This window comes from Streptomyces justiciae (assembly GCF_015163075.1).
GTDB classification, from domain to species: domain Bacteria; phylum Actinomycetota; class Actinomycetes; order Streptomycetales; family Streptomycetaceae; genus Streptomyces; species Streptomyces justiciae.
Genome location: NZ_JADDXU010000026.1, coordinates 35,428 through 60,050, shown reverse-complemented (window position 1 = coordinate 60,050; position 24,623 = coordinate 35,428). Strand labels below are relative to the sequence as shown.

General features: G+C 70.2%; 19 protein-coding genes and 1 pseudogene. 18 read left to right on the top strand and 2 right to left on the bottom strand.

The genetic code is table 11. The features are described from left to right. Positions 1-12 precede the first annotated feature (12 nt). The 8 genes from IQ210_RS42775 (at position 13) to aroQ (ending at position 9,978) form a co-directional block, all read left to right on the top strand. A complete protein-coding gene (locus tag IQ210_RS42775; protein ID WP_194084670.1) occupies positions 13-1,047 on the top strand; it encodes an ABC transporter permease in 1,035 nt (344 codons plus the stop codon). Then, positions 1,044-1,967, top strand: coding sequence for a carbohydrate ABC transporter permease (locus tag IQ210_RS42770; protein ID WP_194084669.1), 924 nt, complete (start codon positions 1,044-1,046; stop codon positions 1,965-1,967). The genes IQ210_RS42775 and IQ210_RS42770 overlap by 4 nt, the downstream gene beginning before the upstream one ends. A 128-nt stretch (positions 1,968-2,095) precedes the next feature. Then, a complete protein-coding gene (locus tag IQ210_RS42765) occupies positions 2,096-4,303 on the top strand; it encodes a sialidase family protein (protein WP_194084668.1) in 2,208 nt (735 codons plus the stop codon). Next, positions 4,303-6,270 (top strand): beta-galactosidase, encoded by a 1,968-nt coding sequence (locus IQ210_RS42760; protein ID WP_194084667.1) that lies wholly within the window; start codon positions 4,303-4,305, stop codon positions 6,268-6,270. The genes IQ210_RS42765 and IQ210_RS42760 overlap by 1 nt, the downstream gene beginning before the upstream one ends. After that, positions 6,267-8,444 carry a glycosyl hydrolase family 95 catalytic domain-containing protein gene (locus tag IQ210_RS42755; RefSeq protein ID WP_194084666.1) on the top strand — a complete coding sequence of 726 codons (2,178 nt, stop codon included), beginning with the start codon at positions 6,267-6,269 and terminating at the stop codon, positions 8,442-8,444. Before IQ210_RS42760 ends, IQ210_RS42755 begins: the two co-directional genes overlap by 4 nt. 38 nt (positions 8,445-8,482) lie before the next feature. Further along, a complete protein-coding gene (locus tag IQ210_RS42750; RefSeq protein ID WP_194084665.1) occupies positions 8,483-9,199 on the top strand; it encodes a glycoside hydrolase family 12 protein in 717 nt (238 codons plus the stop codon). Between the two features lie 35 nt (positions 9,200-9,234). After that, the gene (locus tag IQ210_RS42745; protein ID WP_194084664.1) at positions 9,235-9,459 is read left to right on the top strand and encodes a hypothetical protein; all 225 of its coding nucleotides are present in this window, start codon (positions 9,235-9,237) and stop codon (positions 9,457-9,459) included. 99 nt (positions 9,460-9,558) lie between these two features. Then, positions 9,559-9,978, top strand: coding sequence for a gamma subclass chorismate mutase AroQ (gene aroQ, locus IQ210_RS42740; protein WP_194084663.1), 420 nt, complete (start codon positions 9,559-9,561; stop codon positions 9,976-9,978). A gap of 83 nt (positions 9,979-10,061) precedes the next feature. Here aroQ and IQ210_RS42735 read toward each other — a convergent pair whose 3' ends face one another. Continuing rightward, positions 10,062-12,110: a glycoside hydrolase family 31 protein gene (locus tag IQ210_RS42735; protein WP_194084662.1), complete on the bottom strand. Its 2,049-nt coding sequence runs from the start codon at positions 12,108-12,110 to the stop codon at positions 10,062-10,064. Between the two features lie 98 nt (positions 12,111-12,208). Further along, entirely contained in the window at positions 12,209-13,216 is a 1,008-nt protein-coding gene (locus IQ210_RS42730; RefSeq protein WP_194084661.1) for a LacI family DNA-binding transcriptional regulator, read from the bottom strand. Between the two features lie 88 nt (positions 13,217-13,304). Between IQ210_RS42730 and IQ210_RS48585 the strand changes: the two are divergent. The 10 genes and pseudogenes from IQ210_RS48585 to IQ210_RS42685 form a co-directional block, all read left to right on the top strand. After that, positions 13,305-13,847, top strand: a pseudogene (locus IQ210_RS48585) (protein kinase domain-containing protein); the annotation flags it as partial. 25 nt (positions 13,848-13,872) lie between these two features. Continuing rightward, a complete protein-coding gene (locus tag IQ210_RS48110) occupies positions 13,873-14,193 on the top strand; it encodes a hypothetical protein (RefSeq protein ID WP_265584755.1) in 321 nt (106 codons plus the stop codon). A gap of 63 nt (positions 14,194-14,256) precedes the next feature. After that, positions 14,257-15,066, top strand: a complete 810-nt coding sequence (locus tag IQ210_RS42720) for a GH12 family glycosyl hydrolase domain-containing protein (protein WP_194084659.1) — start codon at positions 14,257-14,259, stop codon at positions 15,064-15,066. 113 nt (positions 15,067-15,179) lie between these two features. Then, positions 15,180-17,111 (top strand): acyl-CoA dehydrogenase family protein, encoded by a 1,932-nt coding sequence (locus tag IQ210_RS42715; protein ID WP_194084658.1) that lies wholly within the window; start codon positions 15,180-15,182, stop codon positions 17,109-17,111. 86 nt (positions 17,112-17,197) lie between these two features. After that, complete coding sequence (gene dxr / locus IQ210_RS42710) at positions 17,198-18,454, top strand: 1-deoxy-D-xylulose-5-phosphate reductoisomerase (RefSeq protein WP_194084657.1); 1,257 nt, start codon at positions 17,198-17,200, stop codon at positions 18,452-18,454. Between the two features lie 8 nt (positions 18,455-18,462). Next, complete coding sequence (locus IQ210_RS42705) at positions 18,463-19,755, top strand: M50 family metallopeptidase (RefSeq protein ID WP_194084696.1); 1,293 nt, start codon at positions 18,463-18,465, stop codon at positions 19,753-19,755. 170 nt (positions 19,756-19,925) lie between these two features. Then, on the top strand, positions 19,926-21,083 hold the full coding sequence (gene ispG / locus IQ210_RS42700; RefSeq protein ID WP_194084656.1) for a flavodoxin-dependent (E)-4-hydroxy-3-methylbut-2-enyl-diphosphate synthase: 1,158 nt from the start codon (positions 19,926-19,928) through the stop codon (positions 21,081-21,083). 217 nt (positions 21,084-21,300) lie between these two features. Beyond that, positions 21,301-22,149, top strand: coding sequence for a GNAT family N-acetyltransferase (locus IQ210_RS42695; protein ID WP_194084655.1), 849 nt, complete (start codon positions 21,301-21,303; stop codon positions 22,147-22,149). Between the two features lie 53 nt (positions 22,150-22,202). After that, positions 22,203-22,772: a GNAT family N-acetyltransferase gene (locus tag IQ210_RS42690; protein WP_194084654.1), complete on the top strand. Its 570-nt coding sequence runs from the start codon at positions 22,203-22,205 to the stop codon at positions 22,770-22,772. 74 nt (positions 22,773-22,846) lie between these two features. Then, positions 22,847-24,550 (top strand): proline--tRNA ligase, encoded by a 1,704-nt coding sequence (locus IQ210_RS42685; protein WP_194084653.1) that lies wholly within the window; start codon positions 22,847-22,849, stop codon positions 24,548-24,550. The last annotated feature ends 73 nt before the right edge of the window (positions 24,551-24,623 follow it).

The window sequence follows — 24,623 nt, the reverse complement described above, 5'->3', positions numbered from 1 at the left end:
AGGAGAACGGCCGTGTCCCACAGCACGGTGCCTCGGAGCAGGACCGAGGCCGACTCGACGGCGAAGACCCCGGTGGCGTCCGGCGGCGCCACCGGTTCCAGCCGGAAGCGACGTCCGGGAAAGCTGAGTCTGCGGCACAGGTTCCGACGCGACCGCGTCCTGCTCCTGATGACGCTGCCGGCCGTCGCCCTGGTACTGCTCTTCAACTACGTGCCGATCCTCGGCAACGTGGTGGCCTTCCAGGACTACGACCCCTACATCAGCGACAACGGCGTCGTGTCCATGCTGCACAGCCCCTGGGTGGGGCTGGAGAACTTCCAGCGGATCTTCGAGGACTCCTCCTTCTGGTCGGCGGTCCAGAACACGCTGGTGCTCTTCTTCCTCCAGCTCCTGCTGTTCTTCCCCATCCCGATCCTGCTCGCGCTGCTCATCAACAGCGTGGTCAGGCCCCGGGTGCGGGCGGTCGCCCAGGCCGTTCTCTATCTGCCGCACTTCTTCTCGTGGGTGCTGGTGATCTCGGTCTTCCAGCAACTCCTCGGCGGTGCGGGGCTGCTCTCCCAGCTGCTGCGCGAGCACGGCTACGACGGCCTCGACATCATGACCGACCCGAACACCTTCAAGTTCCTGGTCACCGCGCAGTCCGTCTGGAAGGACGCCGGCTGGGGGATCATCGTCTTCCTCGCCGCGCTCGCCGCCGTCAGCCCCGACCTGTACGAGGCCGCCGCGATGGACGGAGCCAACCGCTGGCGCCGGATGTGGCACGTCACGCTGCCCGCGCTGCGGCCGGTGATCGCGCTGCTGCTGGTGCTGCGGGTCGGCGACGCGTTGACGGTGGGCTTCGAGCAGATCCTCTTGCAGAGAGACGCCGTGGGACCGGGCGCCGCGGAAGTGCTCGACACCTTCGTGTGGTGGAACGGCGTCCGCAACCAGGACTTCGGCTACGCGGCCGCCGCCGGACTCGTCAAGGGCGTCATCAGCATCGGTCTCGTCCTGGCCGCGAACAAGGTGGCCCATCTCATGGGCGAGCAGGGGGTGTACAAGAAGTGAGCGTCGTCATCGACAAACCCGGCCGGTTCGCCGCGCCGCCTCGGCCGGTGTGGGAGGAGCCTCCCTCGAAGGTGGGGCTGGCGAGCAAGGGGCTCGTGCTCGGGATCGCGTGCCTGGCGATTCTCTTTCCGCTGTGGATCGTCGTCGTCACCAGCCTCTCGTCCCGCAAGACCATCGACGAGGCCGGCGGGCTGGTGATGGTGCCGAAGGGCATCACGTTCGTGGCCTACCAGGAGCTGCTCAGCGGTGGGCAGGTCACCCGGGCGGCGATCATCAGCGTGCTCGTCACGGCCGTGGGCACCGCGTTCTCGATGACCGTGTCCGTGCTGTGCGCGTACGGGCTGTCGCGGTCGGGATCGCTCGGGCACCGGTGGATCCTGATGGTCCTGCTGGCGACGATGTTCTTCAGCGCCGGGCTCATTCCGACGTATCTGCTGGTGCAGACCCTCGGGCTGACGGACAGTTATCTCGCGCTGATCCTGCCGAGTGCGATCAGTGTCTTCAACATCCTGGTGCTGCGCGGGTTCTTCATGGGGATCTCGTCGGAGCTGACCGACAGCGCGCGGATCGATGGGGCCGGGGATTTCCGGATTCTCTGGCAGATCGTGATGCCGTTGTCTCGGGCGGTCATCGCCGTGATCACGCTGTTCTACGCGGTGGGGTACTGGAGCGCCTGGTTCAACGCGTCGCTGTACTTGAACGACCAGGACATGATGCCGTTGCAGAACGTCATGATCCAGCTGGTGCAGAAGCAGGAGGCGCCGGTGGGGTTGGGGCAGGCGATCAAGACGGGGCAGTTGTCGGGGCTGGCCGTTCAGATGGCTGTGATGGTGATGGCTTTGCTGCCGGTGGCTGTGCTTTCGCCTTTCGTGCAGCGGCATTTCAAGAAGGGCATGTTGACGGGCGCGGTCAAGGGTTGAACGGCGCCTACTCACTGGGGTGCTTCTGATCGTTGGCGGCTGCGGGTTTGTTGTGGCTGGTCGCGCAGTTCCCCGCGCCCCTTTAGGTACGTCTCCCTCCCCTGTCTCAGAATTGTGAGGTACGTGTCATGCGCGCATCACGGCCCAGTCGTCGTGTTGTTCTTGCCGGGGCCGCTGCTGCCGCTGCGTTCACCGCCGTTCCCTCTCTCCAGGGGAGCGCCCTGGCCGCCTCCGTCGCCCCCACCTACCGCTGGCGCAACGTCGTCCAAGGCGGCACCGGGTTCGTCACCGGCGTGCTCTTCCATCCCTCCGTCCGGGGGCTCGCCTACGCTCGTACCGACATCGGTGGCGCCTATCGGTGGGACGACTCCGCCGCGCGGTGGACGGCGCTCACTGATCACCTCGGGTGGGACGACTGGAACCTGCTCGGGGTCGAGGCGATGGCGGTCGACCCCGCTCATCCGAACCGGGTCTATCTCGCCCTCGGTACGTACGCGCAGTCCTGGGCCTCCAACGGGGCCGTTCTGCGGTCCGACGACCGGGGGGCCACCTGGGCCCGTACCGATCTCGACGTCAAACTCGGGGCCAATGAGGACGGGCGTGGGTGCGGCGAGCGCCTGCTGGTCGACCCGCGTGACAGTGACACCCTCTGGCTCGGGACCAGACATGACGGGCTGCTCAAGTCCACGGACCGGGGCGCTACTTGGGCCGCTGCCGGCGGATTCCCGGGCACGCCGAGCGCCTCGGGGCAGGGCGTCACCCTGCTCGTCGCCGCCGGGCGGGTCCTCTACGCCGGCTGGGGCGACTCCGACGGGACCGCCGCCAACCTGTACCGCACCGGCGACGGGGTCACGTGGGAGGCCGTGCCTGGGCAGCCCTCCGGTGCCGCCGCCAAGGTGCCGATCCGGGCCGCGTACGACAAGCACACCCGTGAGCTGTATCTGACGTACGCCAACGCACCCGGACCCAACGGGCAGTCGGACGGCAGTGTGCACGCGTTGTGCACCGCCAACGGGAAGTGGCGTGAGGTCACGCCGGTGAAGCCCGGCGGGACGACCGACGACGGTGGCACCGACTCCTTCGGGTACGGCGGGGTCGCCGTCGACGCCCGGCGGCCAGGCACCCTCGTCGTGTCCACCAACAACCGGTGGGCCCTCGTCGACACCGTCTTCCGGTCCACCGACGGCGGTCGCTCCTGGACGTCCCTCAAGGACTCCGCTGTCTTCGACGTGTCCGAGACCCCCTATCTCAAGTGGGGCGCGGACGCGCCCAAGTTCGGCTGGTGGATCCAGGCGCTCGCGCTCGACCCGTACGACTCCCGGCACGTCGTCTACGGCACCGGCGCCACCCTCTACGGCACCCGGGACCTGAAGAACTGGGCCCCGCAGATCCGCGGGATCGAAGAGGCCTCCGCGCGGCTGCTGATCTCGCCCCCGGTCGGGGAGGCGCACCTGCTCAGCGGGTCCGGGGACATCGGCGTGATGTACCACGAGAAGCTCACCGCGTCCCCCTCGCGCGGCATGGCGTCGAACCCCGTGTTCGGGACGGCGACGGGACTCGCGCAGGCCGCGGCGAAGCCGGCGTACGTCGTGCGCACCGGGTGGGGCGACCACGGCAACGGGGCGTACTCGAACGACGGCGGGCAGACCTGGGCGCCCTTCGCGGCCCAGCCCTCCCTCGCCAAGGACGCACCGGGGCCGATCGCCGTCAACGCCGACGGCACCGCCCTGCTGTGGGTCTTCGTGCACTGGGACGGCACCAAATACCCGGCCCACCGCTCCACCGACAACGGGGCCACCTGGACCGAGGTCCCCTCCTTCCCGAAGGGCGCCACGCCGGTCGCCGACCCGGCCGACCCGACGCTCTTCTACGCATACGACAGCGACACAGGAACGCTACTCGCCAGCACTGACAGTGGCCGTACCTTCACCGCGCGTGCGGGCGGGCTGCCGTCCGGTGACAGCCAGTTCGAGCTCGTCGCGGCACCCGGACGCTCCGGTGACCTCTGGCTCAGCCTGAAGGGGAACGGGCTGTACCGGTCCACTGACGGAGGTGTCAGCTTCTCCAAGGTCGCCAGTTGCTGGGCCTCGTACGCCCTCGGCTTCGGCAAGGCCGCCGAGGGGGCCGACTACCCGGCCGTCTACATGGTCGGCTCCACCGAGTCGATCACCGCCGTGTACCGCTCCGACGACGAGGCGAAGTCCTGGGTGCGGATCAACGACGACCGGCACCAGTGGGGCTGGACCGGTGAGGCGATCGCCGGTGACCCCCGCGTCCACGGGCGCGTGTACCTCGCCACCAACGGGCGCGGTATCCAGTACGGGGAGCCCGCCTGATGCCCGGCCTCGCCGACGCCACCCGGGGCCGCATCCTCTTCGGCGGTGACTACAACCCCGAGCAGTGGCCCGAGGAGACCTGGTACGAGGACGTCCGGCTGATGAAGGACGCCGGCGTCAACTCCGTCACACTCGGCGTCTTCTCCTGGGCCAGGCTCGAACCCCGGCCCGGGGAACGGGACTTTGGCTGGCTCGACCGGATCATGGACCTCATGCACGAGCACGGCATCGGGGCCGTCCTCGCCACCCCGACCGCCTCGCCGCCGCCCTGGCTGGGGCATCTGCACCCCGACACCCTGCCCGTCGATGAGGACGGCCGCACCGAGTGGTGGGGCGGCCGCCAGCACTTCTCGCACTCCAGCGCCGTCTACCGGCGCCACGCCGCCGCCATCACCGAGGACCTCGCCGCCCGCTACGGCGGCCACCCCGCCCTCACGATGTGGCACATCAACAACGAGTACTGCACCTTCGACTGGGGCGACGAGGCCGCCGCCCGCTTCCGGGACTGGCTCCGGCGGCGGTACGGCACGCTCGACGCCCTCAACTCCGCCTGGGGCACCGCCTTCTGGAGCCAGGGCTACGGCGACTGGGCCGAGGTGCACACCCCGCGCCACGCCCACTATCTGAAGAACCCGACCCAGGTCCTCGACTTCAAGCGGTTCACCTCCGACATGCTCCTGGAGTGCTTCCTCGCCGAACGGGACATCGTGCGGCGGCACACCCCGCACCTCCCGGTCACCACCAACTTCATGCCGCTGTGGACGGGGCAGGACGCCTGGCGGTGGGCCGAGGAGGAGGACGTCGTCTCCGTCGACCTCTATCCCGACCCGCGGGACCCGCTCGGCGCCCAACAGGCGGCGCTCGTGCAGGACATGACCCGCTCGCAGGCCCGGGGCCCCTGGATGCTGATGGAGCAGGCGGCCGGGCCCGTCAACTGGCGGGGCGTGAACCATCCCAAGCCGGCCGGCCTCAACCGGCTCTGGTCGCTCCAGGCCGTCGCCCGCGGCGCCGACGCCGTCTGCTACTTCCAGTGGCGGCAGTCCCGGCAGGGCGCCGAGAAGTTCCACTCCGGAATGGTCAGCCACGCGGGGGAGCGGGGGCGCACGTACCAGGAGGTCAAGCGACTCGGCGCGGAACTCGGCCGGATCGGCGCCGAGGTGACGGAGAGTCATACCGGGAACGACATCGCGATCCTGCACGACTGGCACTCCTGGTGGGCCGGCGCCCACGAGGGCCGGCTCTCCGGCGAGGTCGACTATCCGCAGGTCCTGACCGCCTGGCACCGGGCCCTCTGGGAGGCCCACCTCGCCACGGACTTCGCCCACCCCGAACACGACCTGAGCGCGTACAAGCTCGTCGTCGTCCCGCAGCTGTACGCCCTCACCGACGCGGCGATCGAGAACCTCCTCTCCTACGTCCGCCAGGGCGGCACCCTCGTCTCCGGCTTCCTGACCGGCGTCGCCGACCAGGACGACCGGGTCAGGCCCGGCGGCATGGACGTACGCCTGCGGGAGCTGTTCGGCATCCGCACTCTGCACGAGTGGTGGCCGCTGGACGCGGGGGAGGCCGTCGAGTGCGACGGGTTCCGCGGCACCCTGTGGTCGGAGGAGATCGAGACGGACGGGGAGGCGGTCGTGGCCGCCGCCTTCAAGGGCGGCGAACTCGACGGGCTGCCCGCCGTGCTGCGCAAGGGCCGGGCCCGCTATCTCGCGACCCTTCCCGAATCGGATCAACTGCGCGCGATGCTCGCCGAGTTCGCGGCCGAGGCGGGCGTGCGGCCGGTGCTGGAGGGGCTTCCGGCGGGGGTCGAGGCCGTACGGCGGGGTGAGCTGCTGTTCGTGCTCAACCACGGGCGCGAGTCGGTGGCCGTTCGAGTTCCGGGCGCCTTCCGTGATCTGCTGACCGGCATGAACGTCACGGACGAACTCACCCTCGACCGCTACGGAGTGGCGGTGCTGAAGCCATGAGCCTTGCGCACGGCACCTGGGAACCCCGACCGGCCGCCCGCTGGGAGGACGGCTTCCTGAGCGGCAACGGCCGTCACGGCACCCTTGTGTTCGGCGAGCCGAACGACGAGCGGGTCGTCGTCACCCATCACACCCTGGTCCGCCCCAACGGGTCCGAGCACGCCCGCCCGCCGGAGCTGGCCGCCGAACTCCCGGCCCTCCAGGACCGGTTGCTCGCCGGCGAACTCGATGCCGCCGAACGCTTCACGGACGGCCGGGACCTGCAGTGGGTGCAGCCCTTCCACCCGGCCTTCCAGATCCGGCTGCGCGGCACAGCGACCGGCGAAGCGCCCGGCTACCACCGGTCCGTCGACTTCGCCACCGGCGTCACCCGCACCTGGTACGAGGGCTGGGACAGCGAGGTCTTCGTCTCCCGCGCCGACGACGTCATCGTCCAGCGCGTCACCGCCGGCGACCTCGACATCTCCCTGGACCACCGGCTGCCCGGCGCCCCCAAGGACCTCGGCGTCGGCCAGGGTGCCGTCCTCACCCCCGAGGGCGCCCTACTCACCCTGCGCGCCCGCTACCCCGGCAGCGACCGCGCCTACACCGGCGTCACCCTCGTGCAGGTCACCGGCGGCACCGCCACGCTCACCCCGCCCGGCCTGCGGATCACCGGCCCGGAGTCGGTGCTGCTGCTGACCCGCGTCGTCCGGCACACCGGCGAGCTGGACGTGATGGAGGAGGCCCGCGCCCTGCGCGACCTGCCCCTCGACCACACCGCCCTCCTCGACCGCCACACGCCTCTCCACCGCACCGCCTACGAGCGCGTCACCCTCGACCTGGACGCCGACCCCGCCGAACGCGCCCTGTCCGGCTCGGAGTTGCTGGAGCACCCCGACAGCCCCGCCCTCATGGAGCGGCTCTTCGCCGCCGGCCGCTACCACCTGCTCTCCGCGAGCGGCCTCTTCCCGCCCCGTCTCACCGGCCTGTGGACCGGCGACTGGGACACCGCCTGGTCGGGCGCGTTCACCAACGACGCCAACGTCAACCTCCAGACCGCGTCCGCCGCGTCCGCCGCCCTCCCCGAGGTCACCGAGGCGCTCGCCGCCCTGATCCAGGGGCAGCTGGCCGACTGGCGGGACAACGCCCGAGCGATCTTCGGCGCCCGCGGGATCGTCGCCCCGCCGCACAGCGACGGCGAGTCCGGGCTGACGTACCACTTCGAGCGCGAGTACCCGCTGCACCTGTGGACGGCGGGCGCCGACTGGCTGCTCAAGCCGCTCGTCGACCACGACGAGACCACCGGCACCCGCGACCCGCGCACCGCCGCCGCGCTCGCCGAAGTCGCCCTGTTCTACGAGGACTTCCTCACCCGCACCGACGCCGACGGCCACCTCGTCGTCGTCCCCTCCTACTCGCCCGAGAACCGTCCGGCCAACGCCAGTTGGGGCGCGATCAACGCGGCGATGGACCTCTCGGCCGCCCGGCACGCCCTGTACACGGCCGCCGCCTACCACCCGGACGACGCGGACCGCCTGCGCGCCCTCGCCGACCGTCTGCCGCCGCACCGGATCAACGACGACGGCGCCCTCGCCGAATGGGCCTGGCCGGGCCTGGAGGACACCTACGACCACCGCCACCTCAGCCACCTCTACGGCGTCTGGCCCCTCGACGAGATCAACCCCTACGACACCCCTGACCTCGCCGACGCCGCCCACCGCGCCCTCGAACTGCGCGGCGCCGAGAACGACTCCGCCCACGGCCATCTCCACCACGCCCTGATCGCGGCCCGCCTGCGGGACGGCGAACGGGTCGCGCACGCCCTCGGCCAGGTCCTCAAGGGCGACTTCTTCCACAGCTCGCTGATGAGCGCCCACTACCCGAACCGCGACGTCTACAACGCCGACGCCGCCCACACCCTGCCGGCCGTGCTCATCGAGATGCTCGTGCAGTCGACGCCGGACCGGCTGGTGCTGCTGCCCGCGGTGCCCGGCCGGTGCCCCAAGGGCCGACTCCTCGGCGTGCGCACCCGGTTCGGCGCCGCACTCGACCTCACCTGGACCCCACAGCAAGCGACCGCGGTACTGCGCCCCACCCGCACCCACCGCGTCGAACTCAGGACTTCCTCCGGCATCCGGCCGCTCGACCTCGTCGCCGGAGAAGACCACGTCCTGCGTCTGGAGGCGTGGTAACCACCCCCGCAATTCCCCCCACCCATGGAAGGGACACCATGGCAAAGAGCACGCTCCGTAAAGTCACCATGGCCGTACTCGCCCCGGCGATGGCCCTCGGCGCCACCGTCGGCCTCGCCTCCGCACCCGCCTCGGCGGCCGTGTGGAACTCCTGCGACCAGTGGGGCAACACCAGCCTGAACGGCTACACCCTCTACAACAACATCTGGGGCTCCGGCGCCGGCAGCCAGTGCATCTGGGCCAACTCCGGTACCAACTGGGGGGTCTGGGCCAACCACCCCAACACCGGCGGCATCAAGTCGTACCCGAACTCCAAGAAGGTGGTCAACAAGACCATATCCTCGCTCGGTTCGCTGTCCAGCAGCTACAACGTCACCGTCCCGTCGTCCGGCGCGTACAACACGTCGTACGACATCTGGGACACCGACTACGACTACGAGATCATGCTCTGGGTCAACTACAACGGAGCCGTGGGCCCGCTCGGCACCTCCCAGGGCAACGTCACCCTCGGCGGCCACACCTGGACCGTCTACAAGGGCAACAACGGCGCCAACGAGGTCTTCTCGTTCCTGCGGACCTCCGATTCCACCTCCGGCACCGTGAACATCAAGCCGATCCTCACCTGGATCTCGGGCACCAAGGGCTGGATGTCCAGCAGCGAGACCATCGGGGACGTCCAGTTCGGCTACGAGATCACGTCCTCGTCCGGCGGCCTTGATTTCCAGACCAACAACCTGACCGTCAGCAGCAGTTGACCCAACGCGGTGGGGGCACGGGGTTATATGAACCCATGCGTACCACCACCCCCCTCATCACCACCGCGCTCGCCGCCGCCGCGCTGCTCACCTCCCCGGGCAGCGCGGCGGCGGCTCCCACGTCCCCGGGCCTGCTGCCCGTCGCCTCCCTGTCCGCCGACCGCCTCGCCACCGCCGACCCTGGGCCCTGTCGTCAAATTCCCGCCTGCCTCGCGGCGTCCGGCACGCGCGCTCGCCGCGTTGCCGGAGCGCCCACGTGACTCCGCCACGCGGACACTCCGGCGCCTTGCGATCGCACGCACCGGACGCCGCGATGCCCGCCCTCCGGGCGGACGACGGGAATTTGACGACAGGGCCCAGTGGCTGCCGCCAAGTGGGGCACCGACAGCCCCATCGACGATCCCGCCCGTGAACAGCAGGTCCTCGACACCGTCGCCGCCCAGGCCGAGCGGATCGGCGCAGACCCTGACGAGATCCGGGCCGTCTTCCGCGACCAGATCGAGGCCAACAAGACCGTCCAGCGCGGTCTGTTCCGCCGCTGGGCCGCCCATCCCGACGAGGCCCCGACGACCAAGCCGGACCTCAACGTCGTACGGCAGACCATCAACCGCATCAACACCGGCCTGGTCACCGCCCTGGCCGACACCACCCCGGATCGGTCCTCGATCGGCTGCCGCCCCGGACTCGCCCTCGCCGTGGTCGAGATCCACCACGAGAAGCACCCGGACCCGCTGCACACCGCCGCACTCGTCCGCTCGCTGGCCTCCGTCTGCCGCTGACACAAGGTCGCTGACACGCCGTCGCTGACATGCGCGTGCGGCCGGTCCCTCCCCTACCGGGACCGGCCGCACGGCTCACGCGGCTACTCCGCTACGGGCAGCCGCGCCCCGTCCCGCAGGAACAGCGGGATGCGGTCCAGCGGGGCGTCGACCGTCACGGTCGTGCCGCCCTCGTACGAGTCGCCGGTCCACGCGTCCGTCCAGGTCGCGCCCGCCGGGAGATAGGTCGTGCGGGCCGTCGCGCCCGCCGTCAGCACCGGCGCCACCAGCAGGTCCGCGCCGAAGAGATAGGCGTCGTCCACCGACCAGGCCGCCGGGTCGTCCGGGAACTCCAGGAACAGCGGCCGCATGGGCGGCAGGCCCTCCTCGTGGGCCTCGCGCATGACGTCCAGGACGTACGGCTTCAGGCGCTCGCGCAGCCGCAGGTACTTCTCCAGCACGGCCCCGGCCTGCTCGCCGTACGACCACACCTCGTTGGGGCCGCCGGTCATCTCCGGGCCCAGCGGCATGCCCGGGTCGCGGAAGCCGTGCAGCCGCATCAGCGGGGACAGCGCGCCGAACTGGAACCAGCGGACCATGACCTCCTGGTACGCCGGGTCGGACGGGTCGCCGCCGTGGAAGCCGCCGATGTCCGTGTTCCACCAGGGGATGCCGGACAGCGCGGTGTTGAGGCCGGCCGCGATCTGGCGGCGCAGGGTCGGGAAGTCGGTGCCGATGTCGCCGGACCACAGGGCGGCGCCGTAGCGCTGACTGCCCGCCCACGCCGAGCGGTTGAGGGTGATGACCTCCTCGCCCTCGGCGCTCAGGCCTTCGTGGAAGGTGCGGGCGTTGTCCGCCGGGTAGATGTTGCCGACCTCCAGGCCGGGGCCCGCCCAGTAGCGCAGGTTCTCCGGGAAGCCGGGCTTCAGTTCGGGCTCGCAGGCGTCCAGCCAGAAGGCCGTGATGCCGTACGGGTCGAGGTAGTTCTCCTTGATCTTCGACCAGAGGAACTCCCGCGCCTCCGGGTTCGTGGCGTCGTAGAAGGCCACCTGGACCGTCGACGCCACCTCCTTGTCCGGCCAGTCCGCGTGGGCCATCGGCCCGTACTGGGTGCCGATGAAGTAGCCGCGCTGCTCCATCACCGGGTGGTTCTCGCTCAGCGGGGACACCGACGGCCAGACGGAGACGACGAGTTTGATGCCCATGTCGGCCAACTCCCGCACCATCGCGGCCGGGTCGGGCCACTCCGCCGGGTCGAACTTCCACTCGCCGAGGTGCGTCCAGTGGAAGAAGTCGCACACGATCGCCGAGATCGGCAGCCCGCGCCGCTTGTACTCCCGTGCCACCTCCAGGAGTTCGTCCTGGGTGCGGTAGCGCAGCTTGCACTGCCAGAAGCCCGCCGCCCACTCCGGCATCATCGGCGTACGGCCGGTGACGGCGGAGTAGCGGCGCTGCCCGTCGGCGGGGGCGCCGGCGGTGATCCAGTAGTCGATCTGCCGGGCCGAGTCGGCCACCCAGCGGGTGCCGTTGTGGGCCAGCTCCACCCGGCCGATCGCCGGGTTGTTCCACAGCAGGGTGTAGCCCCGGCTCGACGTCAGCACCGGGATGCCGACCTCGGCGTTGCGCTGGACCAGGTCCAGGACCAGGCCCTTCTGGTCGAAGCGGCCGTGCTGGTGCTGACCGAGGCCGTACAGCTTCTCGTCGTCGTAGGCGGCGAACCGCTGTTCCAGGCGGTGGTGGCCGTTGCCGACCGCCGTGTAGAGGCGCGAGCCCGGCCACCAGAAATGGGCGCGGGCTTCCGAGAGCAGCTCGGCGGAGTCCTCGGTGCGCAGGAAGCGGATCAGGCCCTCGGCGCTGACCTCGACGGTGAGCGCGCCGACGGTCAACTGCCCTTGCCCGTCCTCGATCTTGACCGTGGACGAGGTGGGGGGCGCGTCGTCGAGCAGCGCACCCGGCAGCCCCTCCAGGATCGGCCCGCCGAGCCGCGTGCGGACCCGGACCGCGTCCGGGCCCCAGGGCTCGATCCGTACGGTCTCCTGACGGCCGCTCCACTCCAGCGCGCCGTCCCGCTCACGGAACGTACCGACGGTCGGGGACGACTGCGCGAGGCTCACCGCGCCGGTCGGGGGCTGGTTCTCGGCAAGCTGAGGCACTTGAGGCACTTGAGGCACTTGAGGCGCTCCTGGGCTCCGATACTCCTGGCGGAGTGGCAGACATGGGGGTGCCCCGGCAGGGGCGGACGCATGAGGTGTTACGCCGGTACCGGGCCCGTGCTCGCCCGGACCGTCAACTCAGGGGTGATCAGGACGACTTCGTCGCTGCCGCGGCCGTCGAGCTTGGCCACCAGCCGCTCCACGGCGTTGCGGCCCATCTCCTGCGCGGGGATGGCGACCGAGGTCAGCCGCACCGAGGCCTGGGTGGCGACCTGGTCGGGGCAGATCGCGACGACCGACACGTCCTCCGGTACGGCGCGGCCCTGCTGGCGCAGCAGGGCGAGCAGCGGCTCGACGGCCGACTCGTTCTGCACGACGAACCCCGTGGTGCCGGGGCGCTCGTCGAGGATGCGGGCGAGCGTCACGGCCATCGCGTCGTACCCGCCCTCGCACGGCCGGTGCAGCAGCCGTACGCCCAACTCCTGGGCCCGGGACCGCAGTCCGTCAAGGGTGCGCTCGGCGAAACCGGTGTGCCGTTCGTAGACCGCGGGGGCCTCGCCGATGACAGCGATGTCGCGGTGGCCGAGCATCGCGAGGTGCTCGACACAGAGCGCGCCCGTCGCCCGGAAGTCGAGGTCGACGCAGGTCAGCCCGGAGGTGTCGGCGGGCAGGCCGATGAGCACGGACGGCTGGTCCGTGCCGCGCAGCAACGGCAGCCGTTCGTCGTCGAGTTCGACGTCCATCAGGATCATCGCGTCGGCGAGCCCGCTGCCGGTGACGCGGCGCACCGCGTCCGGGCCCTCCTCGCCGGTCAGCAGCAGCACGTCGTACCCGTGCGTCCGGGCGGTGGTGGCGACGGCGATGGCGATCTCCATCATCACCGGCACGTACATGTCCGTCCGCAGCGGCACCATCAGCGCGATGATGTTGGACCTGCTGCTGGCCAGGGCGCGGGCGCCCGCGTTCGGGTGGTAGCCGAGCTCGCGGATGCTCTGCTCGACCCGCTGCCGGGTGGTCGTGGAGATGGACCGCTTGCCACTGAGGACATAGCTCACCGTGCTCGCCGAGACTCCGGCGTGCTGGGCGACCTCGGCGAGGGTGACCATCCAGCTCTCCAAGCTTTGTGAAGCGCTTCGACAGTGCGCAGGGTGAATAAGGGCGGGTGAGGGTGGTTCGACAGTAGCTGTACCGGGAGTGGGTGTCCATAGGCTGTCGAAGCGCTTCGACATCGACTTGCCGAAGCCTGTCCGGTGGGGTTCCGGGGTGTCGGCTTCCTCCCTACCATGGCCGATCGCGGGGGGCCACGGAACGGAATCGGGGGAGCCTGTCCGGCGGATCGGCCCGTACCGGGTCGTCGCGACGCTCGGTGAAGGAGGGACGGGCGCCGTGTACCTGGGCCGGGACACGCGCGGGCAGATCGCGGCCGTGAAGGCGCTGCGGGACGGGACGGCCGCGACGAGTCGATGCTGCGGCGCTTCCGGCGGGAGGCGGACGCGGCGTCGGCGGTGCGCGGACCGGGGGTGGCACCCGTCCTGGCGTACGACCTCGACGGCCCCCGTGCCGCGGATCGCCGCCGAGTATCTGGCCGGGCCGACACTGCACGAGGCGGTGACGGAACTCGGGGTCTTCACGGAGGACGCGGCACGCGCGCTGCCGGCCGAGGTCGCCCGCGCGGTCTCGGTCATCCACGACGCGGGCCTGGTCCACCGGGACCTCAAGCCCTCCAACATCGTCCTCACCCGCAAGGGCGCCACGGGACGGCGTGCCGATCCATCTCAGCGGCCTCGGCAAGGACCTCGCCGTCATCCGGCGCGACGACCGCCGCAAGGGCTGGGAGTGGCACAGCGACACGAGCTTCCTCGACAACCCGGGCGAACCCCCGCTCCTCGCGGGCGGTTACGTCTTCCCGCGGCGGGGCGGCGCCTCCGTCGAGGACGCGATCGCCGTCGGCCTGCGCACCCGCCGGACGGCCTGGACCCTCAAGACGGTGGACGCCGAGGCCGACGACGTCCAACTCCTCACCGACGGCCGCACCTTGTACGTCCTGCGCGGCACCCGGCTGCGCGTCCACCCCCTGACCTGACGGCAACCTTTCACCGGGCGGCGGCCACTGAGGGGACGTAACAGCCCCCTCGGAAGGACCCCCATGCAGCACCGCCGCCCCCGCTTCTCCAAGAAGGCGAAGACCCTGCTCTCCGGCACGGTCGCGCTCGCCGCCGCCGTCGGCGTGACCGTCGCGCAGGCCGACGAGTCGAGCAAGAAGTGCACGGCGTTCGACATCATCACGCTCGGCAAGTACTACGTGAACAACAACCTCTGGAACGAGGGGAAGTACACCGGCACCCAGTGCGTGTGGTCCAACTCCCAGGCGGGGTCGACCATTTCATGGGGCACCGACTACAGCCTGGCCAACAGCGCCACCGGCCGGGACTACGACGTGAAGTCGTATGCCTCCACCGTCCTCGGCTGGCACTGGGGCTGGAAGACCGACAAGGCCGCCACCCAGCTGCCCATCCGCGTCGGTGACCGCAAGCCCGTGAAGACCAACTGGGAGTTCACGGTCAGCTCGAACCCCGGCACCATGAACGTCGCCTACGACCTGTGGCTGCACGCCAAGAACACCGCCGACTGGCAGGACCAGCCCACCGACGAGATCATGATCTGGCTCAACCGCCAGGGCGGCGCCGGACCGCTCGGCACCAAGTACGGCAGCGTCAGTCTCGGCGGCGCCATGTGGGACATCTACCAGGGCGACATCGGCTGGAAGGTCTACTCGTTCGTCCGCCGCACCAACACCACCAAGGCCTCCCTGAACCTGGACGACTTCACCCAGGCACTCGTCCGGCGCAAGCTGCTCGGCAACGACAAATACGTCTCCGGCATCGAGTCCGGCACCGAGGTCTTCAAGGGCACCGGACGCCTGGACACGAAGTCGTACTCCGTCAACATCGGCTGACCGGGCGCGCGCCAGGGGTGGTGGGGTCGCCCGGGATCGGGTACATACGATCGAGTAGCACCGGTCGGTAACGATAACGGTCCAAGATCCCGATTCGCGGCGAGGTGAGCCTCATGTCCGCCCCATCCAGCCAACCCACCGTCTCCGAACGTGAGGCCCGCGAGGTCGCCGAGGCGGCCCGGGAACAGGAGTGGCGCAAGCCCAGCTTCGCCAAGGAACTGTTCCTCGGCCGCTTCCGGCTCGACCTGGTCCACCCGCACCCCATGCCGTCCGCGGAGGCAGCCGAGCGCGGCGAGGAGTTCCTCGCCAAACTCCGCGACTTCTGCGAGACGAAGGTCGACGGCGCCCTCATCGAGCGCGAGGCCCGCATTCCCGACGAGGTCATCAACGGCCTCAAGGAACTCGGCGCCCTCGGCATGAAGATCGACACCAAGTACGGCGGGCTCGGCCTCACCCAGGTGTACTACAACAAGGCGCTGGCCCTGGCGGGCTCGGCCAGCCCCGCGATCGGCGTGCTGCTCTCCGCCCATCAGTCGATCGGCGTACCGCAGCCGCTGAAGCTGTTCGGCACGGACGAGCAGAAGGAGACGTTCCTGCCCCGGTGCGCCCGCACCGACATCAGCGCGTTCCTGCTGACCGAGCCCGACGTCGGCTCCGACCCAGCCCGCCTCGCCACCACCGCGGTCCCCGACGGCGACGACTACGTCCTCGACGGCGTGAAGCTGTGGACCACCAACGGCGTGGTCGCCGACCTCCTCGTCGTCATGGCCCGGGTGCCCAAGTCCGAGGACCACCGGGGCGGCATCACCGCCTTCGTCGTCGAGACCAACTCGCCCGGCATCACCGTCGAGAACCGCAACGCCTTCATGGGCCTGCGCGGCATCGAGAACGGCGTGACCCGCTTCCACCAGGTCAGGGTCCCGGCCGCGAACCGCATCGGCCCGGAAGGGGCGGGCCTGAAGATCGCCCTGACGACCCTCAACACCGGCCGGCTCTCCCTTCCCGCCTCCTGCGTGGCGGCCGGCAAATGGTGCCTGAAGATCGCCCGCGAATGGTCGGCGGCGCGCGAGCAGTGGGGCAAGCCCATCGCCCAGCACGAGGCGGTCGGCTCGAAGATCAGCTTCATCGCGGCCACCACCTTCGCCCTGGAAGCGGTGACGGACCTGGCGAGCCAGATGGCCGACGAGGACCGCAACGACATCCGCATCGAGGGCGCCCTGGCCAAGCTCTTCGCCTCCGAGCAGGCGTGGCTGATGGCCGACGAACTGGTCCAGATCCGCGGCGGCCGAGGCTTCGAGACGGCGGCGTCCCTGGCGGCCCGCGGCGAACGGGCGGTCCCCGCCGAACAGGTCCTCCGCGACCTCCGCATCAACCGCATCTTCGAGGGCTCGACCGAGATCATGCACCTGCTGATCGCCCGAGAGGCGGTCGACGCCCACCTCTCGGTCGCGGGTGACCTCATCGACCCGGACAAGTCCCTGTCGGACAAGGCGAAGGCGGGCGCCAACGCGGGCGTGTTCTACGCCAAGTGGCTCCCGAAACTGGTCGCAGGCCAGGGCCAACTCCCCTACTCCTACAGCGAGTTCAAACACGGGGTAGACCTCTCCGTCCATCTCCGCTACGTCGAACGCACGGCCCGCAAACTCGCCCGCTCCACCTTCTACGCCATGTCCCGCTGGCAGGGCCGAATGGAGACCAAACAGGGCTTCCTGGGCCGGATCGTCGACATCGGCGCGGAACTGTTCGCGATGAGCGCGGTCTGCGTCCGCGCCGAACTCCTCCGCACCACCGAGGCCCACGGCCGCGAGGCCTACCAGCTCGCGGACACCTTCTGCCGCCAGTCCCGCATCCGGATCGAGGAGCTCTTCGGCCGCCTGTGGACCAACACCGACGACTTGGACCGCAAGGTCGTCAAGGGCGTCATGTCCGGCACCTACACATGGCTGGAGGACGGCATCGTCGACCCGTCGGGCGAGGGCCCGTGGATCGCCGACGCCACGCCGGGGGCGAGCGAGAAGGACAACGTCCACCGCCCGATCCGCTGACCGGCCCATGACACCGCGTCTCCCGGAGGACCCCCTTCGGGGGACGCGCTGTCCTCACACACCGTCCTTACGGCAACAATGGGGGGATGAGTGACAGTCCAGCCCCTCTCGCCGACCCCCACCTTGTCTACGACCCCGTGGCGGGCGACGGCCCCAAGGACGTGGTGATCCTCGGCTCCACCGGCTCGATCGGCACCCAGGCCATCGACCTCGTCCTGCGCAACCCTGACCGGTTCCGGGTCACCGCGCTGTCCGCCAACGGCGGCCGGGTCTCCCTGCTCGCCGAGCAGGCCCACCGGCTCGGGGTACGGACCGTCGCGGTCGCCCGCGAGGACGTCGTACCGGCGCTGCGGGAGTCACTCGAGGCCCGGTACGGCACCGGCGAGCCGCTCCCCGAGATCCTTGCGGGGCCCGACGCGGCCACCCAGGTCGCCGCCTCCGACTGCCACACCGTCCTCAACGGCATCACCGGCTCGATCGGCCTCGCCCCGACCCTCGCCGCCCTGGAAGCGGGCCGCACCCTCGCGCTCGCCAACAAGGAGTCGCTCATCGTCGGCGGCCCGTTGGTCAAGGCCCTCGCCAAGCCCGGGCAGATCATCCCGGTCGACTCCGAGCACGCGGCGCTGTTCCAGGCCCTGGCGTCCGGGACGCGGGCCGACGTGCGCAAGCTGGTCGTCACCGCGTCCGGCGGCCCCTTCCGCGGCCGTACGAAGGAAGAACTGGCGAACGTCAGCGTCGAGGACGCCCTCGCGCACCCCACCTGGGCCATGGGCCCGGTCATCACCATCAACTCCGCGACCCTCGTCAACAAGGGCCTGGAAGTCATCGAGGCACACCTCCTCTACGACATTCCCTTCGACCGCATTGAGGTCGTCGTGCATCCCCAGTCGTATGTCCACTCGATGGTTGAGTTCACGGACGGATCGACAATCGCCCAGGCGACGCCCCCCGACATGCGCGGGCCGATCGCCATCGGCCTCGGCTGGCCCGAGCGCGTCCCCGACGCGGCCCCCGCCTTCGACTGGAGCAAGGCGTCGACGTGGGAGTTCTTCCCCCTCGACAACGACGCGTTTCCTTCGGTCAACCTTGCGAGGCGCGTGGGAGAGCTCGCGGGCACGGCCCCGGCGGTGTTCAATGCCGCCAACGAGGAGTGCGTGGAGGCATTTCGGGTCGGCGCGCTGCCCTTCAACGGAATCCTGGAGACCGTGACACGCGTGGTGGACGAACACGGCACGCCGGCCACGGGAACCTCACTCACCGTGTCGGACGTCCTCGAAGCGGAGACCTGGGCCCGCACCCGGGCCCGGGAACTGGCGGCACAGACGGCGGAGGCCCGTGCATGACGACCCTGATGTTCATCCTCGGCATAGCGGTCTTCGCGTTCGGACTCCTCGTCTCGATCGCGTGGCACGAGCTCGGCCACCTCTCCACGGCCAAGCTCTTCGGCATCCGCGTGCCCCAGTACATGGTCGGCTTCGGCCCGACCATCTGGTCGAGGAAGAAGGGCGACACGGAGTACGGCGTCAAGGCCATCCCCTTCGGCGGCTACATCCGCATGATCGGCATGTTCCCGCCCGGCCCGGACGGCCGCCTGGAGGCCCGCTCCACCTCACCCTGGCGCGGCATGATCGAGGACGCCCGCTCGGCCGCCTTCGAGGAACTCCAGCCCGGTGACGACTCCCGCCTCTTCTACACGCGCAAGCCGTGGAAGCGCGTGATCGTGATGTTCGCGGGCCCGTTCATGAACCTGATCCTCGCGATCGGCCTGTTCCTGACGGTCCTGATGGGCTTCGGCATCCAGCAGCAGACCACCGACGTCGCCTCCGTCTCGCCCTGCGTCATCGCGCAGAGCGAGAACCGCGACACCTGCAAGAGCACCGACAAGGCCTCCCCGGCCGCGGCGGCCGGCATGAAGAAGGGCGACAAGATCGTCTCCTTCGCCGGGGTGCGGACCGACGACTGGAACACGCTCTCCGACCTCATCCGCGACAGCGCCGGCAAGACGGTCCCGATCGTCGTCGACCGCGACGGCAAGCAGGTCTCCCTCACCGCCAAGATCGCCACCAACCTCGTCGCGAAGAAGGACTCCAGCGGGGCCTACGTCCAGGGCGAGTACGTCAAGGCCGGCTTCCTCGGCTTCAGCGCCGCCACCGGCGTCGTCAAACAGGACTTCGGCGAGTCGGTGACCTGGATGACGGACCGTGTCGGCGACGCCGTCGACTCCCTCGCCGCCCTGCCCTCCAAGATCCCGGCCCTGTGGGACGCCGCCTTCGGCGACGGCCCCCGCGAACCGGACTCCCCGATGGGCGTGGTCGGCGCGGCAAGGGTCGGCGGCGAGATCGCCACCCTCGACATCCCGGCGTCCCAGCAACTGGCGATGTTCGTGATGCTCCTCGCGGGCTTCAACCTCTCCCTGTTCCTGTTCAACATGCTCCCGCTGCTGCCGCTCGACGGCGGCCACATCGCGGGCGCCCTGTGGGAGTCGCTGCGCCGCAACCTGGCCAAGCTCTTCCGCCGCCCCGACCCGGGCCCGTTCGACGTGGCGAAGCTGATGCCGGTCGCGTACGTGGTCGCGGGCATCTTCGTCTGCTTCACGATCCTGGTCCTGATCGCGGACGTGGTTAACCCGGTGAGAATCTCCTAGCCATACGGCGTTGGTCACGGCCCGGCACGCTCTGTGCCGGGCCGTCATCGTTCGGGTGGCTCGGCGGGACGGATGTGCTGCGGCCCGCGCGCGTGCCGTAATCTCGAAGCCTGGAGGCCACTGTTCCGTTGGCGCCGGACCTTGATCCACGACTTGGGGTTGCACAGCAGATGACTGCGATTTCTCTCGGCATGCCGTCCGTTCCGACCAGGGTTGCCGAGCGCCGCAAGAGCCGGCAGATCCAGGTCGGCACCGTCGCCGTCGGCGGCGACGCCCCGGTCTCCGTCCAGTCGATGACCACGACCCGTACGTCCGACATCGGCGCCACCCTCCAGCAGATCGCCGAGCTGACGGCGTCCGGCTGCCAGATCGTGCGCGTCGCCTGCCCGACCCAGGACGACGCCGACGCCCTGTCGACGATCGCGAAGAAGTCCCAGATCCCGGTCATCGCGGACATCCACTTCCAGCCCAAGTACGTCTTCGCCGCCATCGAGGCCGGCTGCGCCGCGGTCCGTGTGAACCCCGGCAACATCAAGCAGTTCGACGACAAGGTCAAGGAGATCGCGCGGGCCGCCAAGGACCACGGCACCCCGATCCGCATCGGCGTCAACGCCGGCTCCCTGGACCGCCGCCTGCTCCAGAAGTACGGCAAGGCCACCCCGGAGGCCCTCGTCGAGTCCGCCCTCTGGGAGGCCTCGCTCTTCGAGGAGCACGACTTCCGGGACATCAAGATCTCCGTCAAGCACAACGACCCGGTCGTCATGATCGAGGCCTACAAGCAGCTCGCCGCCCAGTGCGAATACCCCCTCCACCTCGGCGTCACCGAGGCGGGCCCGGCGTTCCAGGGCACGATCAAGAGCGCGGTGGCCTTCGGCGCGCTGCTGAGCCAGGGCATCGGCGACACGATCCGAGTGTCGTTGAGCGCGCCTCCCGTGGAGGAGGTCAAGGTCGGCAACCAGATCCTGGAGTCCCTCAACCTCAAGCAGCGCGGCCTGGAGATCGTCTCCTGCCCGTCCTGCGGCCGCGCCCAGGTCGACGTCTACAAGCTGGCGGAGGAAGTCACCGCGGGCCTGACCGGCATGGAGGTCCCCCTCCGCGTCGCCGTCATGGGCTGCGTCGTGAACGGCCCCGGCGAGGCCCGCGAGGCCGACCTGGGCGTCGCCTCCGGCAACGGCAAGGGCCAGATCTTCGTCAAGGGCGAGGTCATCAAGACGGTCCCGGAGTCGAAGATCGTCGAAACCCTGATCGAGGAGGCGATGAAGATCGCCGAGCAGATGCAGGAGGACGGCGTGGCATCGGGCGAGCCGCAGATTTCGGTAGCCGGCTGAGAGACCTGGCGGCAACGCCTTAGGGGCGCGGGGAACTGCGCGACCAGCCCCGTACGACCCGCACCCGCGAACATCACGCACCCCCCGAGCTATTGGGCGCCCGGCAACACCAACCCCGGGCACCTGATAGCACCCGGCACCACCACAGGGCGACGCTGCTCAGCTTCCGCAGGTACAGTGCGGAGATCAGCGCAGTCCCCAGTGTGAGGCCCCGCCCGTGTTGACCCAGACGACCTCCCGGGTCCTCGAACCGAGCGACCTGGACGCCGCGCTCGCCGTCCTCGACCGCGAGCCGGTCGCGAACGCCTTCGTGACGTCCCGCGTGCAGGTCGCAGGACTCGACCCGTGGCGGCTCGGCGGCGAGATGTGGGGCTGGTACGAGGACGGCATGCTGACGTCCCTCTGCTACGCCGGCGCGAACCTGGTCCCCATCTGCGCCACCCCGCGAGCCGTCCGCGCCTTCGCCGACCGCGCCCGGCGCGCGGGCCGCCGCTGCTCCTCGATCGTCGGCCCCGCCGAACCCACCGCGGAGCTGTGGCGGCTGCTGGAACCCAGCTGGGGCCCCGCCCGTGACGTCCGTGCCCACCAGCCCCTGATGGTCACCGACCGGCTCTCCGCCGACATCGCCCCCGATCCGTACGTCCGCCGCGTCCGCAAGGACGAGATGGAGACGATCATGCCGGCGTGCGTGGCGATGTTCACCGAGGAGGTCGGCGTCTCCCCGCTGGCCGGCGACGGCGGCCTCCTCTACCAGGCCCGGGTCGCCGAACTCGTGGGCTCCGGCCGTTCGTTCGCCCGCCTCGACGCGGACGGCAAGGTCGTCTTCAAGGCGGAGATCGGCGCCGCGACGGACCGCGCCTGCCAGATCCAGGGCGTGTGGGTGGCCCCCGAATACAGGGGTCAGGGCTACGCGGCCCCCGGCATGTCGGCGGTCCTGCGCTACGCCCTCGCGGACGTCGCCCCCGTGGTCAGCCTGTACGTGAACGACTTCAACACGGCGGCGAGAAGGACGTACCGAAGGGTGGGCTTCGAAGAGGTCGGCGCGTTCATGAGCGTCCTGTTCTGAAGGCCCCTGAAGTACCCGGCCTCATCCGGCGAAGCGCCCTGTACGCTCCCCACATGCGATTCCCCGGTCACGGACACCGCCGCCACCCCGACGACGACATCGTGATCGGCCCCCTGGACCTCTCCGCCCGCGTCGACGAGGCCCTGGCCGTCCAGGCCGTCGCCTTCGGCCTCGGCGCGGACGAAGTCGCCGTAAGACGCCAGATCGTCCTCCGCCACATGACCTACCCCGGCGCAAGGGCGCTCGGCGCCACCTCGGCGGGGCGGCTCGTCGGTTTCGTCTACGGCATGCCCAACGACCGCGCCCACTGGTGGTCCACGGTCGTGGAGCCGTACCTCCGCGCCCAGGGCCACGAGGCCTGGCTGGACGACTCCTTCGTGATCACGGAGCTGCACGTCCACCCGCACCACCAGAACCGCGGCATCGGCCGCTCCCTGATCACCACGATCACCGACGGCGCCGCCGAACCCCGCTCGATCCTCTCCGCGATCGACATCGACAGCCCGGCCCGCGGCCTCTACCACTCCCTCGGCTACATGGACCTCGCCCGCCAGGTCCTCTTCCCCAGCGCCCCGAAGCCGTACGCCGTGATGGGTGCCCCCTTGCCCCTGCGCCGCCGGTAACGGATTTCCGCCACCACCGGCCCCCCGGCTAACCTCCTTGCCATCACCGTTTTCCCGGCAGGAGTACGAGAACCATGGCCAACGCACCGGTCCAGCGCATGTCCCAGTTGATGGCGAAGACGCTGCGCGACGACCCGGCGGACGCCGAGGTCCTCAGCCACAAGCTCCTCGTCCGCGCCGGCTACGTCCGCCGCACCGCCGCCGGCATCTGGAGCTGGCTGCCCCTCGGCAAGAAGGTGCTCGCCAACGTCGAGCGCATCGTGCGTGAGGAGATGGACGCGATCGGCGCCCAGGAGGTGCTGCTCCCCGCCCTGCTGCCGAGGGAGCCGTACGAGGCGACCGGCCGCTGGGACGAGTACGGCGCCGAGCTCTTCCGCCTCCAGGACCGCAAGGGCGGCGACTACCTCCTCGGCCCCACCCACGAGGAGATCTTCACCCTGCTGGTGAAGGACCAGGCGTCCTCCTACAAGGACCTGCCGGTCATCCTCTACCAGATCCAGCACAAGTACCGTGACGAGGCCCGCCCCCGCGCCGGCATCCTGCGCGGCCGTGAGTTCCTCATGAAGGACTCGTACTCCTTCGACACCGAGGACGAGGGCCTGGCCCAGTCCTACGCCCTGCACCGCCAGGCCTACCAGCGCGTCTTCGAGCGCCTCGGCCTCGACTACCGCATCTGCGCCGCGACCGCCGGCGCGATGGGCGGCTCGAAGTCCGAGGAGTTCCTCGCCCCGGCCGGCGCCGGCGAGGACACCTTCGCCGACTGTCCGAACTGCGACTTCGCGGCCAACACCGAGGCGATCACGTACGAGCTGAAGCCCGTGGACGCCACCGACGTACCCGCCGCCGAGGACATCCCGACCCCCGACACCCCCACCATCGAGACCCTCGCCGCCTCCCTCGGCGTCCAGGCCTCCGACACCCTGAAGAACCTGCTGGTGAAGGTCGACGGCGAGATCGTCGCCGTCGGTGTGCCGGGCGACCGTGAGGTCGACATGGACAAGGTCGAGGCGCACTTCGCCCCGGCGGTCGTCGAGATGGTCACCGAGGCCGACTTCGCGGGCCGCCCGGACCTGGTCCGCGGCTACGTCGGCCCGCAGGGCCTGGGGGAGAAGGTCAAGTACATCGCCGACCCGCGCGTGGCCCCCGGCACCTCCTGGATCACCGGTGCGAACAAGGAGGGCATGCACGCCAAGAACGTCGTCGCCGGCCGTGACTTCGAGGTCGGCGAGTACGTCGACGTCGTGGTCGTGCAGGACGGCGACCCGTGCCCCAAGTGCGGCACCGGCCTCGTCCTCGACCGCGCCATCGAGATCGGCCACATCTTCCAGCTGGGCCGCAAGTACGCGGACGCCCTGAAGCTCGACGTCCTCGGCCAGCACGGAAAGCCGGTCCGCGTGACCATGGGCTCCTACGGCATCGGCGTCTCCCGCGCCGTCGCCGCCCTCGCCGAGCAGACCGCCGACGAGCAGGGCCTGTGCTGGCCGGCCGAGGTCGCCCCGGCCGACGTCCACGTCGTCGCCGCGGGCAAGGCCCTCCAGACCGAGCTCGCCCTGGAGGTCTCCGAGAAGCTGCGCGCCGCGGGCCTGCGCGTCCTGGTCGACGACCGCGCGGGCGTCTCCCCGGGCGTGAAGTTCACGGACGCCGAGCTCATCGGCGTACCGAAGATCCTCGTCGCGGGCCGCCGCTCCGCCGAGGGCGTCCTGGAGCTGAAGGACCGCAAGACCGGTGAGCGCGAGGAGCTGACGGTGGACGAGGCGATCGCCCGCCTCTCCGCGTAAAGGAACTCCTCAGAAACGTCTCTGGGTCCCTAAAGAGAGCCCACAGACTTCTCTCAGGCCGTTCCCCGACCGT

What these genes read in the sequence shown, in the direction of transcription:
- IQ210_RS42765 (WP_194084668.1), top strand. Translation starts at nt 2,096, where the DNA reads ATGCGCGCATCACGGCCCAGTCGTCGTGTTGTTCTTGCCGGGGCCGCT.
- IQ210_RS42690 (WP_194084654.1), top strand. Translation starts at nt 22,203, where the DNA reads ATGCGATTCCCCGGTCACGGACACCGCCGCCACCCCGACGACGACATC.
- IQ210_RS42750 (WP_194084665.1), top strand. Translation starts at nt 8,483, where the DNA reads ATGGCAAAGAGCACGCTCCGTAAAGTCACCATGGCCGTACTCGCCCCG.
- dxr (WP_194084657.1), top strand. Translation starts at nt 17,198, where the DNA reads ATGAGTGACAGTCCAGCCCCTCTCGCCGACCCCCACCTTGTCTACGAC.
- IQ210_RS42755 (WP_194084666.1), top strand. Translation starts at nt 6,267, where the DNA reads ATGAGCCTTGCGCACGGCACCTGGGAACCCCGACCGGCCGCCCGCTGG.
- IQ210_RS42720 (WP_194084659.1), top strand. Translation starts at nt 14,257, where the DNA reads ATGCAGCACCGCCGCCCCCGCTTCTCCAAGAAGGCGAAGACCCTGCTC.
- IQ210_RS42760 (WP_194084667.1), top strand. Translation starts at nt 4,303, where the DNA reads ATGCCCGGCCTCGCCGACGCCACCCGGGGCCGCATCCTCTTCGGCGGT.
- ispG (WP_194084656.1), top strand. Translation starts at nt 19,926, where the DNA reads ATGACTGCGATTTCTCTCGGCATGCCGTCCGTTCCGACCAGGGTTGCC.
- IQ210_RS42745 (WP_194084664.1), top strand. Translation starts at nt 9,235, where the DNA reads ATGCGTACCACCACCCCCCTCATCACCACCGCGCTCGCCGCCGCCGCG.
- IQ210_RS42705 (WP_194084696.1), top strand. Translation starts at nt 18,463, where the DNA reads ATGTTCATCCTCGGCATAGCGGTCTTCGCGTTCGGACTCCTCGTCTCG.
- IQ210_RS42715 (WP_194084658.1), top strand. Translation starts at nt 15,180, where the DNA reads ATGTCCGCCCCATCCAGCCAACCCACCGTCTCCGAACGTGAGGCCCGC.
- IQ210_RS42730 (WP_194084661.1), bottom strand. Translation starts at nt 13,216, where the DNA reads ATGGTCACCCTCGCCGAGGTCGCCCAGCACGCCGGAGTCTCGGCGAGC.
- IQ210_RS42685 (WP_194084653.1), top strand. Translation starts at nt 22,847, where the DNA reads ATGGCCAACGCACCGGTCCAGCGCATGTCCCAGTTGATGGCGAAGACG.